The following is a 14467-nucleotide window of genomic DNA, read 5'->3' on the forward strand; positions in this document are numbered from 1 at the left end:
CGCGGCGCCGGGGGCATCCCTTGGCCGATGACGGCGCGCGACCCCCTGCACGATGCGATCCTGACTGGCGACCGCCGGGCGCTGGCACGCGCGATCACGCTGGTCGAAAGCACCAGGCCCGATCACCGCGAGCGGGCGGCGGCGCTGCTGGACGCGTTGCAGGCCGAAGGGCGGCAGGCGCTGCGGATCGGGCTGTCGGGGACGCCCGGGGTGGGCAAGTCGACCTTCATCGAGGCGTTCGGCACGATGCTGACCGCGGAGGGCAGGCGCGTCGCCGTGCTGGCCGTCGACCCGAGCAGCGCCCGGACGGGGGGGTCGATCCTGGGCGACAAGACGCGGATGGACCGGCTGGCGCGCGACCCGCGGGCCTTCATCCGCCCCTCGCCCGCCGCGAGCCATCTGGGCGGCGTGGCCCGACGCTCGCGCGAGGCGGTGGCGCTCTGCGAGGCGGCGGGCTTCGACGTCGTGCTGATCGAGACGGTGGGCGTGGGCCAGTCGGAAACGCTGGTCGCGCAGATCGCGGACCTGTTCGTCTTGCTGCTGGCGCCCGCCGGGGGAGACGAGTTGCAGGGGGTCAAGCGCGGAATCATGGAGATCGCCGACCTGATCATGGTCAACAAGGCCGACGGCGACCTGAAGGCCACGGCGAACCGGACGGTGGCCGATTATGCCGGGGCGCTGCGCCTGTTGCGCAAGCGGCCCGGCGACCCCGACGGATTTCCCAAGGCGCTGCCGGTGTCGGCGCTGGAGGCTTCGGGGTTGGAGCGCGCCTGGGAGGAGATGCAGGCGCTGGCAGGCTGGCGGCGCGAGACGGGGCACTGGGACCGGACGCGCGCCGATCAGGCGGCGCATTGGTTCGGCGAGGAGGTGCGCGCCGGCCTTCTGGCGCGGCTGACCGAGGATGCGGCGGCGCGCGCGCGGATGGCGGCGCTGGCCGCCGAGGTGGCGTCGGGCGCGCGGGATGCGCGGGGGGCCGCGGCCGAGATGCTCGAATCGCTTCGTCCTGCTTGACGCCGCCGGCCACGGGGACTATCACGCCGCGACCGCGGGGCCGTTTTCGGCCCTGTTCATGTTTTCCTGAACCCTAACTCCCCGGAGCTGTTGCCATGTCGCGCGTCTGCGAACTCACCGGAAAAGGCCCGATGACGGGCAACAACGTCAGCCACGCGAACAACAAGACGCGTCGCCGGTTCCTGCCGAATCTCAACGACGTGTCGTTGCAGTCGGAAACCCTGGGCCGGGCGTTCAAGCTGCGCATCTCGGCCGCCGCGCTGCGGACGGTGGACCACCGCGGCGGGCTCGACGCGTTCCTGGCCAAGGCCAAGAACGACGAGCTGTCGGATCGCGCGCTGAAGATCAAGAAGGACATCGCCAAGTCCTCGGACACGGCGGCCGCGCTGGAGGCCTGAGCCCCCCGCCACGTCTGGATGAAGGCCCCCGCGCGGGGCCTTTTTCGTGTCTGGCGGGGGCGGTCAGCCCATGACCTCGTCCACCCAGCCGGGCACGAGTTGCGTGGCGGGGCCGGTGCGGACCTCGTCGAAGTCGCCGCCCGAGGGGTCGAGGTTCAGTTCCAGCGTGCGTGCGCCCGCGGCGCGCGCCAGGGCGGCGAATCCCGCCGCGGGATAGACCGTGCCGGAGGTGCCGACCGAGACGAAGAGGTCGGCCGCGGCCAGCGCCGTCTCGATCTCCTCCATCCGATACGGCATCTCGCCGAACCAGACGACGTCGGGGCGGGTGGCGGCCGCGCCGCAATCGGGGCAGGGCGCTTCGGGCGACATGACGGCGGGCGCGTCCCAGCGGGCGCCGCAGGCATGGCAGAGCGCGCGCGACAGGTCGCCGTGCATGTGGACGACGCCCCGCGCCCCGGCGCGTTCCAGAAGGTCGTCGATGTTCTGCGTGACCAGCGTCACGCCGTCCCGCCTCGACAGGCGGGCGAGCGCCTCGTGCGCCGCGTTGGGAGCCGAGGCTGTCATGTTGGCGCGCCGGGCGTTGTAGAAGTCGTGGACCAGCGCGGGATCGCGGGCGAAGCCCTGCGGCGTGGCCACCTCCTCCAGATCGTAGCGCGCCCAGAGGCCGCCCGCGTCGCGGAAGGTGCCGAGGCCCGATTCGGCGCTCAGCCCCGCGCCGGAGAGGACGACGATGCGGGCGGAGGAGGCAGCGGGACGGATCATGTGACGAGCTTGTCGCAAACGGGTGGATATTGCCACAGTCGGGTCGAAAAGCTGACGCGGTCGGTGGCTAGGGTTCGGCCACGGTCAGATCCGAAAGGCCCCCGATGTTCCGCCCCACCGAGACCCCGATCCTGACCCTGCGGGGGCCCTGGGGCGTGCCTGTCGAGATCGCGCCGAGCTTCCTTCTGCTGATGTTCGTGCTGATGGGGTTCCGCTTCGAGGCGGACGGCCTGATCTTCGTTGTCCTGGTGGGCCTTTCGATCCTGCTGCACGAATGGGGCCACGCCTGGGGCGCGCTGGTGCAGGGGGAGCCGGTGCGCCGCGTCGTCCTCTGGGGCGGGGGCGGGTTCTGCGAATACCGCCGCGCGGCCACGGCGCGGAAGCGGGAGTTGATGGTGGCGATGGGGCCGCTGGTGAACCTGACGCTCTGGGCCGCGGCGTCGCTGGCGGCGGAATGGATGTCCGCGTCGGCGTGGGGATCGGACGCCTGGTTCGGGATGGCGTATCACTTGCATGTCTTCGGCTGGATCAACCTGACGCTGTTCGCGCTCAACATGCTGCCGGTGCAGCCGCTCGACGGGGGGCAGCTTCTGCAACTGGCGCTGCTGCGGGTCGTGTCGCCGCGTGCGGCGATGCGGGTTGCGGGGGTGGTCGGTCTGGTGGTGGCGGTGCTGTGGGTTCCGGCGATGATCTATGTCTTCATCACCTGGGGCTGGGTCCTGTTCTTCATCCCCTCGATCCGTCGCCATCTGGAAATGGCGAAGGGCCGGCCGGTGTTCTGAGCGTTCAGCAGCCGTCCGCGTCGCAGACCCGAAGGTCGCGCAGCCAGTCGGTCCATCGAGCGAGTTCCTCGGTCGGCGGGCTGACGACCCAGCTGCGCTGCACGGCAAAGAGGACGTCCTTCCCCTCGATCACTCGCAGGAGGTCCATCTCCGGCCGGCCGGAGATGTCGGCGTTGGGGCAGGCGTGTATCGAGAGAGTGGCGGTGCGGCCGTCGATCTCGGCCACGTCCGGGTCGAGCGAGAAGGCACCGGAGCAACTGGCCGTGAGGTCGGCCTGCAAACGTGCCACGAGGTCCGTGGCCCCCATCCCCGTGCCGCGCAGTTCGGCCACGGTCAGCGCATCGGACCAGTCGGCGAGGGTCTGGCCGTCGGCGACGTATTCCACGAGGCGGATGCCGCCGGCCTGGCTGACGTGGACGCCGGCGAAGCCCGCGGGCGGGAACAGGCGCAGGACCTCCTGCGCCTGGGCGGGAAACGTCAGGAAAAGGACAAGCGCCGTCAGTGCGTTACGCACAGGTCCGTTCCGCGACGGACACGAACTGCTTGTAGCGCGTCCAGAAGCGTTCGTCGCCGCGACGGTCGGACTGGCGCGTCACCTGTGCCAGATGCGGGTCGCGGAAGAAGGCCACGACGCGGGCCTGTTCGGAGCGGCCCAACGTGGCGTCGGCGGTGGCCTGGACGCAGCCGCACAGGCTGCTGGAGCGGGCGGCCCGGTCGGAGCGCATGCAGGCGGAGTGGATGGGTCCGGTGGCGAAACTGCGCACCGGCGCATCAAAGCGGCCGCCGCCGACGGCCCCGCCGCCGCCGCATGCCCCCAGCACCAGCGTCACCGCCAGTGGCGCCATCATCTTGATCGGATTCATCGCTGCCCAGCCTCCGGTCATCCGTTTTGCCCCACGATGCCATGGGTCGCGGGGCCTGACAATGACCGGCGGAAGGCAAAAGCGCGGCCCGGCGACGCGGGCCGCGCGGGCGTCGTCAGGCGCCCTGACGGGAGGTGCGCCGACGGTTTCCGCCGGGACGGCCGCCCGCGTTTCCGCCGGGCCGCGCCGCCTTGGGCGCGCCCTGACGCGGGCCGCCGCCGCCGCGACGTTGCCCGCCGCCGCGGGTCTGCTTGGGCTTGGCTTCTTCCTGCTGGGGGGTCCAGCGGCGACCGGAGGCCACGGGGATCTCGCCCTTGATGACCTTTTCGATGTCCTTGAGTTCGCCCATCTCGTCGGGCGCGCAAAGCGTCACCGCCGCCCCCTCGCGCCCGGCGCGGGCCGTGCGGCCGATGCGGTGGACGTAGGTTTCGGGCACGTTGGGAAGCTCGAAGTTGTAGACATGCTTGACCACGGGGATGTCGAGCCCCCGCGCCGCGACGTCGGTCGCGACCATGACGGGCGCCTTACCGGTCGAGAATTCATCGAGCGCGCGGGTCCGCTGGCCCTGGCTGCGGTTGCCGTGGACCGCGACGGCGGCCACGCCCGCGGCGGTCAGCTGCTTGGCCAGCCGGTCGGAGCCGTGCTTGGTGCGCGCGAAGACGAGCGCCGCCTCGCCCGAATGGGCGCGCAGCAGGTCGATGAGCAGGCCGGGCTTTTCGGCCTTGGCGATGAAGTGGATCGACTGCTCGATCCGGTCGGCGGTCTGGCCCGAGGTCGCCACCTGCACCCGCACCGGACGGTCGAGATAGGTGGCGGCCAGCGACTCCATGTCCTTGGGCATCGTGGCCGAGAACAGGAGCGTCTGGCGCTGCGCGGGAAGTTTCGCGGCGATCTGCTTCAGGGCGTGGATGAAGCCCATGTCGAGCATCTGGTCGGCCTCGTCCAACACGAGGAACGTGGTCTGCGACAGGTTCGCGGCACCCCGGTCCATCAGGTCGATCAGGCGGCCGGGGGTGGCGACCAGAAGATCGACGCCGCGTTCCATGCGCTTGATCTGCGGCGTGATGCCGACGCCGCCCACGACCTTTGCCACCTTGAGGTGGCTGCCCTTGATGAAGCCGTCGAGGTTCTCGCCGATCTGGTTCACCAGCTCACGCGTGGGGGCCAGGATCAGCGCGCGGGCGGTGCGGGGCGCGGGGCGGGTCTCGTCCGAGAGGATGTGCTGGATCAGCGGCAGGCCGTAGGCGGCGGTCTTGCCGGTGCCGGTCTGCGCGAGGCCCATGACGTCGCGGCCGTCCAGCGCAGGGGGGATCGCCTGCTTCTGGATGGGGGTGGGGTCGGTGATGCCCATGTCCTGCAGGGCGGTGATGAGGCGGGGCTTGAGCCCCAGCATGTCGAAATCCATGAAATGTCCTTCGCGCCTGTCGCGCGTCGTGGCGTTCCCGGTGGAACGCGGGTGAGGGGTCACGGCACGCCCCGTCGCGGGGTCGTGTCGCGCTGCCCTGGCGTGATCCTTGGGGAAGCGTCCCGCCCGTCGTGGGATCGTCCGTCAGCGGACGACCGGCTCACGCGGCCCGAGGGGCGGGGTCGGGTGCCATGTGGCGGGTCGGGACGGGCCTGTCAAGGCGCCGCGCGGGGCGGGCATTAAGATAAGACATGGATGTCGGGGCAAATATTTGCGTCCGGCGGATCGGCGTGGAATATTGTCGCAGCCACTGCCCACCCCGTTCTTCGGTGCCCGATGAAAGACACGCCCCGTCCCTCGACCCGGACCCTGTTGCAGACCATCGGCCTGGAGCGGCTGATCGAACACGCGCGGCTGCCGCTGTGCATCAGCGATCCGTCGCAGGAGGACAACCCGATCGTTTATGCGAACCCGGCGTTCAGCGAGCTGACGGGCTATTCGAGCGAGGAGGTGGTCGGACGCAACTGCCGGTTCCTGCAAGGCCCCGAGACGACGCCGGAGAGCGTCGAGCAGATCCGCCGGGCCATTCGCGAGCAGGCGGTGACGACGGTGGAGATCGTCAACTACCGCAAGGACGGCCGGGCCTTCGTCAACGCGCTCCAGATCGGGCCGGTGCACGACGACACCGGCGAGACGGTGCTGTTCTTCGGCTCGCAGCTCGACATCAGCGAGCGGCGTGCGGAGGAGTTGCAGCGCGCGCAACTGGAAACGAGCGAGTTGCTGCACCGGCTGCGCAACATCGTCAACGTCATGTCCGTCGTCATCCGCATGAGCGCGCGGGAGGAGACCGACGTCACCCGGCTGGTGCAGACCGTGACCGAGCGGCTGCACGCGCTGAGCGACGCGCATTTCCGCACCTTCGATCCGGCGCAGGATGCGGGTCAGCCGCTGGACGACTTGCTGCAGACGATCCTGCATGCCTATGCGCCGGGCGGGGCGAGCCAGGTGGCCATCGCGGGGGCGGCGGGGGTGACGGTGCCCCGGCAGGTGGTGACGGCCCTGACGCTGGCCCTGCACGAACTGGCGACCAATGCGGTCAAACACGGCAGCCTGAGCGCGCCCGAGGGCCGCGTCCGCATCGACGTGTCGGCCGATCCGGAGGGCCGGGACCTGGCGCTGCGCTGGACGGAGAGCGGCGGGCCCCCCGTGCAGGCGCCGGATCGGGCGAGCGGCTCGCGGATCATCCAGCAGCTGACGCGATCGGCCGGGGGCGGTCTCGACTACGACTGGCAGGCTTCGGGGCTGACGGTGCGGATCAGCTTCGCCCTTTGATCCGCCGCGCCGGCGCCGAAGATCGCCGCGGCGACGATGATCGCTTGAGATGCGGGCGCGCAGGCGGCAGGTTGGAGATGACAATCGCCGGAGGTCGCGCCCATGAAACCCCTTGTCCTTCTTGCCACGGTCCTGGCCCTGCCCGCGGCGGCCGAGAACCGCATCGACCTTATGCGCCCCGATGCGCCCGCGCTGGCGCCTGCGGGCGACTACGTCGTGGGCGTCCGCACGATGACCTTTGCCGACGAAGGCCGCGTCGACGTGGTGAACACCGGGGCCGAGGGCGCGCCGCCGACCTACAACCGCGAGATCACGGCCGAGATCTGGTATCCGGCGGCGGACGACACCGAACCGGGCGGCAGCTATACCGCGCTGCTCCGCGACGGCGAGACGGAGGTGACGCTGACCGGAATGGCCGCGCGGGATGCGGTGCCGCTGGAGGGAAGCTATCCTCTCGTGCTGCTGTCGCACGGGTATCCGGGCAACCGTTTCCTGCTGTCGCATCTGGGCGAGAACCTGGCATCGAAGGGGTACGTCGTCGTGTCGGCCGACCACCCCGACAGCACCTATGACGACATGGGCGACTTCGGGTCGACCCTGGTGAACCGTCCGCTGGACCACGCCTTCCTGATCGACGCGATCGCAGGGTTGGAGGACGGGATCGGGGCCATCGCCGACACCGACCACACCGGCATCGTGGGCTATTCGATGGGCGGCTACGGCGCGCTGATCTTCGGGGGCGCGGGCCTGTCGGAGGAGGCGGTCACGCGCGAGGAGCCGGAGCGCTACGTCCCGCCGCAGGGCCTGCTGGCGCGGCACGCGGCGGGCAGCGACAGCCATGCCGAACTGGTCGACCCGAGGGTGCGCGCCATCGTCGCCATCGGCCCCTGGGGGCGCAACCGCGACTTCTGGGACGCGGAGGGACTGGCCGGCCTGAAGAAGCCGCTGCTGCTGGTGGCGGGGGGGCAGGACGACGTGTCGGAATATCCCGCCATCCGCGAGATCTTCGAGGAGACGACGGGCACCGACCGCTATCTGCTGACCTTCACCGGCGCGAACCACAACGCGGCCGCACCCATCCCCGCGCCCGAGGAAGCCTGGGAAATGTCCGAGAGCCTGGGTCGTGCGCCGTTCGACCATTATGCCGATGCCGTCTGGGACAGCGTGCGGATGAACAACATCCTGCAGCATTTCACCACGGCCTTCTTCGCCATCCACCTCGAGGGACGCAGCGATGCGGCCGAATACCTGGACCTTGTCGAGGATGCGGAGGCCGGCGTCTGGTCGATGGACGAGGCGGGCGAACCGCTGGACGATCACACCCAATGGGCCGGCTTCCCGGAGCGGACGGCCAAGGGGCTTCGGCTGGAATACCGGCAGGCGGAATGATCGCGCCGGTCTGGACTTTGCCCGCCCATCGGGCGACCAAGGCGGCATGACGACGGTGCGAACCCTTCTTTCGGCCCTGATGATGGTCCTGATGCTGCCCTGGGGCGCGTATGCGGCGGGGATTCCGGCTGCCGTCACCGAGGCGGCGGTCGCGGCGGACAAAGGGTCGGCCGTGCAGGTCGCGCCCGAGGCTTCGGCCAAGCGGAAATGCCATCGGACGATGCCCATCGGCGCGCCCTGCGGGCCGGACCGGGTGCTGCCGGTGCCGACCCTGTCCGTCCCGGAAGGGCGGTCCGGCGCGGCGGTGCGACCGGGGGGCGACTGGACCGCCCACGACATCTTGAGGGATCCGTCACGCGACCCACCGCGTTCCATCTGATCGGAATTCAGGCGCCAGGCGCCACCAGCCGTTCAGATGAAGAAGGATGAGACCCCGTGTTGACCAGACGCAAATTCGCAGCCCTGGGCGCGATGGCCGCCCTGTCGGCCTGTGCCGCGCCGCAGCCCGTGACCCGTGCCGCCGCCACCGCCGTGCCCGAGCCCATTCCGCCGCTGCCGGACTTCTATGGCCCCATCTACGATGAGCCCTATCCCGTTCCGGCGGTGGAGGAGGGCGTGCTGCGCCCCGAACTCTGGCGTCAGGAAGTGGACAACCCCTGGCCCGGCTACAAGCGCGGCACCATCGTCGTGGACCCGGATGCCGCCCTGCTGCACTTCGTGCAGTCGCCCGACACCGCCATGCGATACGGCGTCAGCGTCGGCGCCCAGGGCTATAGCTGGAACGGGACCGCGCGGTTGCAATTCAGCCGCAAGTGGCCCCGCTGGAAGGTGCCCGCCAGCATGATCGCGCGGCAGCCGGAACTCGAACCCTATTCCGTCGCCAACGGCGGGATGGATCCGGGGCCGGGGAACCCGATGGGCGCGCGGGCGCTCTATCTGTTTCAGGACGGGGTCGACACGCTCTACCGCATCCATGGCGACGCCGATCCGCGGGAGTTGGGGCAGGCGGTGTCCTCGGGGTGTATCCGCATGCTTAACCAGGATGCGATCGACCTCTATGATCGCAGCATCCACGGTGCGACCGTGATCGTGCTGCCGTCGCGGGCCCCCGATCCGACGGTCACGGCCTGATGCGCGGGCGGGCGCGCGTCTTGTCGCGCCCGTCACCCCCTTTCACCGCCTTCGCGTGCAGTGTATCCCCGGCCAAACCCCTCGCCCCGAAGGCCGCGCCCCATGACGACCGACCTCGCCCGCATCCGCAACTTCTCGATCGTGGCGCATATCGACCACGGCAAGTCGACGCTCGCCGATCGCCTGATCCAGGAGACGAACACGGTCGCCCTGCGTGACATGAAGGAGCAGATGCTCGACGCGATGGATATCGAGCGCGAGCGCGGCATCACCATCAAGGCCAACACCGTCCGCATCGACTGGACCGCGGCCGACGGGCATGAATACGTCCTGAACCTGATCGACACGCCGGGCCACGTCGATTTCGCCTATGAGGTGTCGCGGTCCATGCGCGCGGTGGAAGGCAGCCTTCTGGTCGTGGACAGCACGCAGGGCGTGGAGGCGCAGACGCTGGCCAACGTCTATCAGGCCATCGACGCCGACCATGAGATCGTGCCGGTCCTCAACAAGATCGACCTGCCGGCGTCGGAGCCCGACCGCGTGCGCGAGCAGATCGAGGACGTCATCGGCATCGACGCGTCGGAGGCGCTGCTGGTATCGGCCAAGACGGGGCAGGGGATCACGGCGACCTTGCAGGCCATCGTCGACCGGCTGCCGGCGCCGAAGGGCGACATCGACGCGCCCTTGAAGGCGATGCTGGTGGACAGCTGGTACGACAGCTATCTGGGCGTGATCGTCCTGGTCCGCATCATCGACGGCCGGCTGCGCAAGGGCGACCGGGTCAAGTTCATGTCGAACGGCACGGTTCACCACGTCGACCGCATCGGCGTCTTCCGCCCGCCCATGACCGAGATCGACGAGTTGGGGCCGGGCGAGATCGGGTTCCTGACGGCCTCCATCAAGCAGGTGCGCGACACCCGCGTGGGCGACACGATCACGCATGAGAAACGCCCGACCGACCGCGCGCTGCCGGGGTTCAAGCCGTCGCAGCCTGTGGTCTTCTGCGGCCTGTTCCCGGTGGATGCGGCCGAGTTCGAGGATCTGCGCGACGCCATCGAGAAGCTGTCGCTGAACGACGCGTCGTTCTCGTCGGAGGTCGAGACCTCGGCCGCGCTGGGCTTCGGCTTCCGCTGCGGGTTTCTCGGACTTCTGCATCTCGAGGTGATCCGCGACCGGCTGGAGCGGGAGTACGACATCGACCTGATCACCACGGCGCCTTCGGTGGTCTATCACGTCCACATGCGCGACGGTGAGATGCTGGAGCTGCACAATCCCGCCGACATGCCCGACCTGACCCATGTGGACCACCTGGAGGAGCCGCGGATCAAGGCCACGATCCTGGTGCCGGACGAATATCTGGGCGACGTCCTGAAGTTGTGCCAGGACCGGCGGGGCATCCAGATGGACCTGACCTATGCGGGGCCGCGGGCGATGGTGGTCTACGACCTGCCGCTGAACGAGGTGGTGTTCGATTTCTACGACCGGCTGAAGTCGGTGACGAAGGGTTACGCGAGCTTCGATTACCAGATGATCGGCTACCGCGAGGATGCGCTGGTGAAGATGTCGATCCTGGTCAACGACGAGCCTGTGGACGCGCTCTCCACCATGGTTCACCGCGACCGGGCCGAACAGCGGGGCCGCGCCATGGTCGAGAAGCTCAAGGAGCTGATCCCCCGGCACATGTTCAAGATCCCGATCCAGGCGGCCATCGGCGGACGCGTCGTCGCGCGCGAGACGCTGTCGGCGATGCGCAAGGACGTGACCGCCAAGTGCTATGGCGGCGACGCGACGCGCAAGAAGAAGCTGCTGGAGAAGCAGAAGGCGGGCAAGAAGAAGATGCGCCAGTTCGGCAAGGTCGAGATTCCGCAATCGGCCTTCATCTCGGCGCTGAAGATGGATGGCTAGGGCCGCGCGTCCCTGTGGCCATTCTGCCATGGGGCGCCGGTGCTTGCATCCGGGTTGACGCAGATCAACGCTCCGCGCGCGCCGTGCAGCCACACTCCGCCGCGACCTGCATCGCTTCGGGAGTGACTTCGATGTTCCAGCTTGCCGCCATCCTGTTCTCGATGGTCGCTACCTCGACCATGGGCATCGCCATCATCGCGGTGCTGACCATGGGATATGCGACGCTCGTGCCGATCCTGATCGCGGCGGGGGTGGGGTTCGTCGTGGCGATCCCGGCCACGTGGTTCATCGTGCGCGCGATCCAGTCGAACCAGGCAAGGCCGCGCGTCTGAGGCAGGCCCGGCAGAACGCCCCGTGCGGTGACGGGGCGTCTTCCTGTGGTCGGTTCCGGGTCAGAACGTCTGGGTGACGGCGTCGCCGACGTTTTCGGAATCTTCCACGAAGCCCTCCGCCGTCTCGCAGGCGGCAAGGCCCATCAGCAGGGTCAGCGTCATCAGGATACGGGCCATCTGCGGCTCCTTTCATGCGTATTCAGTGCGGTTGCGGCGGGATCAGAAAAGGTTGCCGCCCTCGTTCTCGGCCACTTCGTCGGCGGCGATGGCACCGCCCGCGCCCAATGCGGCGGCGGCACAGCCCGACAGCGTCGGTGCGGCCAACATCAGGGCCAGGATCATCCAGATCTTCCGGGTCATCGGTCTTTCTCCCATCAAAGGTTTGTGAGGACGCAACGGCATGTCCGGCCATCCGGTTCCGCAGGCGCCCGCACCGCGGTCCCCCGTCGGCCGGTCCCCGCGCGCCGGGCTGACGGAACGACCGGGGCGGTCCGCACGTTCACCGGGCAGAAAACCACAGGAGACTGCCATGACCAGCCCCGCCGATCTCGAAAAGAAGTTCTGGAAGGAACTCAAGTCCGACATGACCGTGTTTCTGGCCTGCGACGGCGCCCCGCCGCGTCCGATGACGGCGAGCACCGACGACGACAAGTCGCCCATCTGGTTCTTCACCAGCACCGAGACCGATCTCGGCAAGGCCCTGGCCGCCGGCGGCAAGAGCGGGACGATGACCTTCGTCGACAAGGGCCACGATATCTGGGCCTCGGCCTCCGGGCATCTGGTGATCGACAACGACCGGGAGGTGATCGACCGGCTGTGGAACCCCTTCGTCGCCGCCTGGTACGACGGCAAGGACGACCCCAAGCTGACGCTGGTGCGCTATGATCTGGGCGAAGCGCAGATCTGGGAGGACGGGTCGTCGCTGGTCGCGGGCATCAAGATGCTGCTGGGCAGCGATCCGAAGAAGGATTTTCAGGACAAGACCGCGAAGGTCGATCTGGATAACTGACGGCGGGTTTTTCCCCCTGGTCCGGCCCTTCCCTGCGGGGGAGGGCCTTTTCGTGCGGGTGGCGCGTCGGATCCTCTGGCCACCCCGGCCGGGCGGGCCTAGCTTGCCGGCCAAAGGAGACACCGATGACCAACCCGCTGCTGACCGACTGGACCGGCCCCTTCGCCCTGCCGCCCTTTGGTAAGATTTCCGACGAGGATTTCGGCCCCGCCATGGACCGGGGGATGGAGGAAGGGCGCGCCGCGGTGGCGGTGATCGCGGGCGGTCCGGACGCGCCGACCTTCGCCAACACGATCGAGGCGCTGGAGCGGGCGGATGCGACGCTCGACCGGGTGGCGGGCGTGTTCTACAACCTCGCCGGTGCCGACAGCACGCCGGCGCGCGAGGCGTTGCAGCGCGACATGGCGCCCCGCCTGTCGGCCTATGCCTCCGAGATCACCAACAATGCCGCGCTGTTCGCGCGGATCGAGGACCTGTGGTCCCGGCGCGAGGAACTGGACCTGACGGATGAGCAGGCGCGTGTCCTGATGCTGACGCGGCGCGGGTTCGTGCGGGCGGGTGCGGCGCTGCGGGGCGAGGAGGCCGAGCGGCTGACGGCGATCAAGTCGCGGCTCGCCACGCTGGGCACCGCCTTCGCGCAGAACCTGCTGGCGGATGAGCGGTCATGGTTCATGGACCTGTCGGAGGACGACCTGGACGGCCTGCCGGAGTTCGTGAAGGCCACCGCCCGCGCGGCCGGGAAGGAACGGGACAGGCCCGGCCCGGTGGTGACGCTGAACCGCTCGCTGATCGTGCCGTTCCTGCAGTTCTCCCCCCGCCGCGACCTGCGCGAGAAGGCCTATGAGGCGTGGTCGGCGCGCGGCGCGAACGGGGGCGAGACCGACAATCGCGCCATTGCCGCGGAGATTTTGCAACTGCGGGAGGAGCGGGCGCATCTGCTGGGCTACGACAGCTTCGCCGCCTACAAGCTCGAAACCGAGATGGCGGGCACGCCCGATGCGGTGCGCGACCTGCTGATGCAGGTCTGGCACCCGGCGCGGACGGCCGCATTGGCCGATGCCGAGCATCTGGCCCGCATGGCGCGCGAGGACGGCATCGTCGGCCCGCTGGAGCCCTGGGACTGGCGCTATTACGCGGAGAAGCGGCGGCTTGACCTGCACGATCTGGATGAGGCGGAGCTGAAGCCGTATTTCCAGCTCGACCGGATGATCGACGCGGCCTTCGCCGTCGCCACGCGCCTGTTCGGGCTGGAGTTCGCGCCCATCGACGGGCCTTTCTACCACGCGGACGTGCGCGGGTGGGAGGTGACGCGGAATGGCGAGCATGTCGCCGTCTTCCTGGGCGACTATTTCGCCCGCCCGTCCAAGCGGTCGGGTGCCTGGTGCAGCGCCATGCGGTCGCAGTCGCGCATGGACGGCGAAGTGCGGCCCATCGTGGTCAACGTCTGCAACTTCGCCCATTCGGACCCGGCGCTTTTGTCCTATGACGACGCGCGGACGCTGTTCCATGAGTTCGGTCATGCGCTGCACCAGATGCTGTCCGACGTGACCTATCAGTCGGTCAGCGGCACCTCGGTCGCGCGCGATTTCGTGGAGCTTCCCAGCCAGCTTTACGAGCATTGGCTGGAGGTGCCGGAGGTGCTGGCCGAATTCGCCACCCATGCCGAAACCGGCCGACCCATGCCCGACGCGCTGCGCGACCGGTTGCTGGCGGCAGCGACCTACGACATGGGGTTCTCGACGGTGGAATACGTGGCATCGGCGCTGGTCGATCTGGCGTTCCACGACGGCCCCCCGCCCGCCGACCCGATGCAGAAGCAGGCCGAGGTCTTGGAGACCATCGGGATGCCCCGCGCCATCCGCATGCGCCACGCGACGCCGCATTTCGCGCATGTCTTCTCGGGCGACGGCTATTCTTCGGGCTATTACAGCTACATGTGGTCGGAGGTCATGGACGCCGACGCCTTCGCCGCCTTCGAGGAGGCGGGCGACCCGTTCGACCCCGCGCTCGCCGCGTCGCTGCGCGACGACATCCTGTCGCGGGGCGGGTCGGTCGATGCGGCGGAGCTCTACACCCGGTTCCGGGGCAGGCTGCCTGGGGTCGAGGCGCTGCTCAAGGGGCGGGGGCTGGACGCCGCGGCCTGAGCGC

At 69.2% G+C, this 14467-nt stretch carries 17 protein-coding genes; 11 read left to right on the top strand and 6 right to left on the bottom strand.

Annotated features, from left to right (window positions below; all coding sequences use genetic code 11):
* Positions 1 to 27 precede the first annotated feature (27 nt).
* Both meaB and rpmB read left to right on the top strand, forming a co-directional pair.
* Positions 28 to 1011, top strand: coding sequence for a methylmalonyl Co-A mutase-associated GTPase MeaB (gene meaB, locus JAN5088_RS01430; RefSeq protein ID WP_055681005.1), 984 nt, complete (start codon positions 28 to 30; stop codon positions 1009 to 1011).
* 95 nt (positions 1012 to 1106) lie between these two features.
* Complete coding sequence (gene rpmB, locus JAN5088_RS01435; protein WP_055681006.1) at positions 1107 to 1409, top strand: 50S ribosomal protein L28; 303 nt, start codon at positions 1107 to 1109, stop codon at positions 1407 to 1409.
* Positions 1410 to 1472: 63 nt separating this feature from the next.
* On the opposite strand, the gene JAN5088_RS01440 is transcribed toward rpmB, so the two are convergent.
* On the bottom strand, positions 1473 to 2171 hold the full coding sequence (locus JAN5088_RS01440; RefSeq protein WP_055681007.1) for an NAD-dependent deacylase: 699 nt from the start codon (positions 2169 to 2171) through the stop codon (positions 1473 to 1475).
* Between the two features lie 104 nt (positions 2172 to 2275).
* Here JAN5088_RS01440 and JAN5088_RS01445 point away from each other — a divergent pair, with 104 nt between their 5' ends.
* Positions 2276 to 2953: a site-2 protease family protein gene (locus JAN5088_RS01445; protein WP_055681008.1), complete on the top strand. Its 678-nt coding sequence runs from the start codon at positions 2276 to 2278 to the stop codon at positions 2951 to 2953.
* Positions 2954 to 2957: 4 nt separating this feature from the next.
* Here the strand turns inward: JAN5088_RS01445 and JAN5088_RS01450 are convergent, their stop codons facing one another.
* The 3 genes from JAN5088_RS01450 to JAN5088_RS01460 form a co-directional block, all read right to left on the bottom strand.
* Complete coding sequence (locus tag JAN5088_RS01450; RefSeq protein WP_055681009.1) at positions 2958 to 3467, bottom strand: hypothetical protein; 510 nt, start codon at positions 3465 to 3467, stop codon at positions 2958 to 2960.
* The gene (locus JAN5088_RS19140; protein ID WP_074962370.1) at positions 3460 to 3816 is read right to left on the bottom strand and encodes a hypothetical protein; all 357 of its coding nucleotides are present in this window, start codon (positions 3814 to 3816) and stop codon (positions 3460 to 3462) included. The genes JAN5088_RS01450 and JAN5088_RS19140 overlap by 8 nt, the downstream gene beginning before the upstream one ends.
* A 115-nt stretch (positions 3817 to 3931) precedes the next feature.
* Positions 3932 to 5221 (bottom strand): DEAD/DEAH box helicase, encoded by a 1290-nt coding sequence (locus JAN5088_RS01460; protein WP_055681010.1) that lies wholly within the window; start codon positions 5219 to 5221, stop codon positions 3932 to 3934.
* A gap of 336 nt (positions 5222 to 5557) precedes the next feature.
* Here JAN5088_RS01460 and JAN5088_RS01465 point away from each other — a divergent pair, with 336 nt between their 5' ends.
* From JAN5088_RS01465 to JAN5088_RS01490, 6 genes are all read left to right on the top strand, one after another.
* On the top strand, positions 5558 to 6553 hold the full coding sequence (locus tag JAN5088_RS01465; protein ID WP_055681011.1) for a PAS domain-containing protein: 996 nt from the start codon (positions 5558 to 5560) through the stop codon (positions 6551 to 6553).
* Positions 6554 to 6655: 102 nt separating this feature from the next.
* The gene (locus JAN5088_RS01470; protein ID WP_055681012.1) at positions 6656 to 7942 is read left to right on the top strand and encodes an alpha/beta hydrolase family protein; all 1287 of its coding nucleotides are present in this window, start codon (positions 6656 to 6658) and stop codon (positions 7940 to 7942) included.
* A 55-nt stretch (positions 7943 to 7997) separates the two neighbouring features.
* Positions 7998 to 8321, top strand: a complete 324-nt coding sequence (locus JAN5088_RS01475) for a hypothetical protein (RefSeq protein ID WP_144431843.1) — start codon at positions 7998 to 8000, stop codon at positions 8319 to 8321.
* A 56-nt stretch (positions 8322 to 8377) separates the two neighbouring features.
* Positions 8378 to 9073, top strand: coding sequence for a L,D-transpeptidase (locus tag JAN5088_RS01480; protein WP_055681014.1), 696 nt, complete (start codon positions 8378 to 8380; stop codon positions 9071 to 9073).
* Between the two features lie 102 nt (positions 9074 to 9175).
* Complete coding sequence (gene lepA / locus JAN5088_RS01485) at positions 9176 to 10978, top strand: translation elongation factor 4 (RefSeq protein ID WP_055681015.1); 1803 nt, start codon at positions 9176 to 9178, stop codon at positions 10976 to 10978.
* Positions 10979 to 11109: 131 nt separating this feature from the next.
* Positions 11110 to 11310 carry a hypothetical protein gene (locus tag JAN5088_RS01490; RefSeq protein WP_055681016.1) on the top strand — a complete coding sequence of 67 codons (201 nt, stop codon included), beginning with the start codon at positions 11110 to 11112 and terminating at the stop codon, positions 11308 to 11310.
* Between the two features lie 60 nt (positions 11311 to 11370).
* Here JAN5088_RS01490 and JAN5088_RS18500 read toward each other — a convergent pair whose 3' ends face one another.
* A complete protein-coding gene (locus JAN5088_RS18500; RefSeq protein WP_143114538.1) occupies positions 11371 to 11487 on the bottom strand; it encodes an entericidin in 117 nt (38 codons plus the stop codon).
* A gap of 42 nt (positions 11488 to 11529) precedes the next feature.
* On the bottom strand, positions 11530 to 11670 hold the full coding sequence (locus JAN5088_RS18810) for a hypothetical protein (RefSeq protein ID WP_158448457.1): 141 nt from the start codon (positions 11668 to 11670) through the stop codon (positions 11530 to 11532).
* Between the two features lie 169 nt (positions 11671 to 11839).
* Between JAN5088_RS18810 and JAN5088_RS01495 the strand changes: the two genes are divergently transcribed.
* Both JAN5088_RS01495 and JAN5088_RS01500 read left to right on the top strand, forming a co-directional pair.
* Positions 11840 to 12319: a pyridoxamine 5'-phosphate oxidase family protein gene (locus tag JAN5088_RS01495; RefSeq protein WP_055681017.1), complete on the top strand. Its 480-nt coding sequence runs from the start codon at positions 11840 to 11842 to the stop codon at positions 12317 to 12319.
* Between the two features lie 125 nt (positions 12320 to 12444).
* Positions 12445 to 14463, top strand: a complete 2019-nt coding sequence (locus JAN5088_RS01500; protein ID WP_055681018.1) for a M3 family metallopeptidase — start codon at positions 12445 to 12447, stop codon at positions 14461 to 14463.
* Positions 14464 to 14467: the final 4 nt, after the last annotated feature.

It is taken from the genome of Jannaschia rubra (assembly GCF_001403735.1).
GTDB classification, from domain to species: Bacteria; Pseudomonadota; Alphaproteobacteria; order Rhodobacterales; family Rhodobacteraceae; genus Jannaschia; species Jannaschia rubra.

Coding starts and splice junctions, on each gene's coding strand:
- JAN5088_RS01460 (WP_055681010.1), bottom strand. CDS start 5,221: ATGGATTTCGACATGCTGGGGCTCAAGCCCCGCCTCATCACCGCCCTG.
- JAN5088_RS01465 (WP_055681011.1), top strand. CDS start 5,558: ATGAAAGACACGCCCCGTCCCTCGACCCGGACCCTGTTGCAGACCATC.
- JAN5088_RS01445 (WP_055681008.1), top strand. CDS start 2,276: ATGTTCCGCCCCACCGAGACCCCGATCCTGACCCTGCGGGGGCCCTGG.
- JAN5088_RS01495 (WP_055681017.1), top strand. CDS start 11,840: ATGACCAGCCCCGCCGATCTCGAAAAGAAGTTCTGGAAGGAACTCAAG.
- rpmB (WP_055681006.1), top strand. CDS start 1,107: ATGTCGCGCGTCTGCGAACTCACCGGAAAAGGCCCGATGACGGGCAAC.
- JAN5088_RS18500 (WP_143114538.1), bottom strand. CDS start 11,487: ATGGCCCGTATCCTGATGACGCTGACCCTGCTGATGGGCCTTGCCGCC.
- meaB (WP_055681005.1), top strand. CDS start 28: ATGACGGCGCGCGACCCCCTGCACGATGCGATCCTGACTGGCGACCGC.
- JAN5088_RS01500 (WP_055681018.1), top strand. CDS start 12,445: ATGACCAACCCGCTGCTGACCGACTGGACCGGCCCCTTCGCCCTGCCG.
- JAN5088_RS18810 (WP_158448457.1), bottom strand. CDS start 11,670: ATGACCCGGAAGATCTGGATGATCCTGGCCCTGATGTTGGCCGCACCG.
- JAN5088_RS01490 (WP_055681016.1), top strand. CDS start 11,110: ATGTTCCAGCTTGCCGCCATCCTGTTCTCGATGGTCGCTACCTCGACC.
- JAN5088_RS01470 (WP_055681012.1), top strand. CDS start 6,656: ATGAAACCCCTTGTCCTTCTTGCCACGGTCCTGGCCCTGCCCGCGGCG.
- lepA (WP_055681015.1), top strand. CDS start 9,176: ATGACGACCGACCTCGCCCGCATCCGCAACTTCTCGATCGTGGCGCAT.
- JAN5088_RS19140 (WP_074962370.1), bottom strand. CDS start 3,816: ATGAATCCGATCAAGATGATGGCGCCACTGGCGGTGACGCTGGTGCTG.
- JAN5088_RS01440 (WP_055681007.1), bottom strand. CDS start 2,171: ATGATCCGTCCCGCTGCCTCCTCCGCCCGCATCGTCGTCCTCTCCGGC.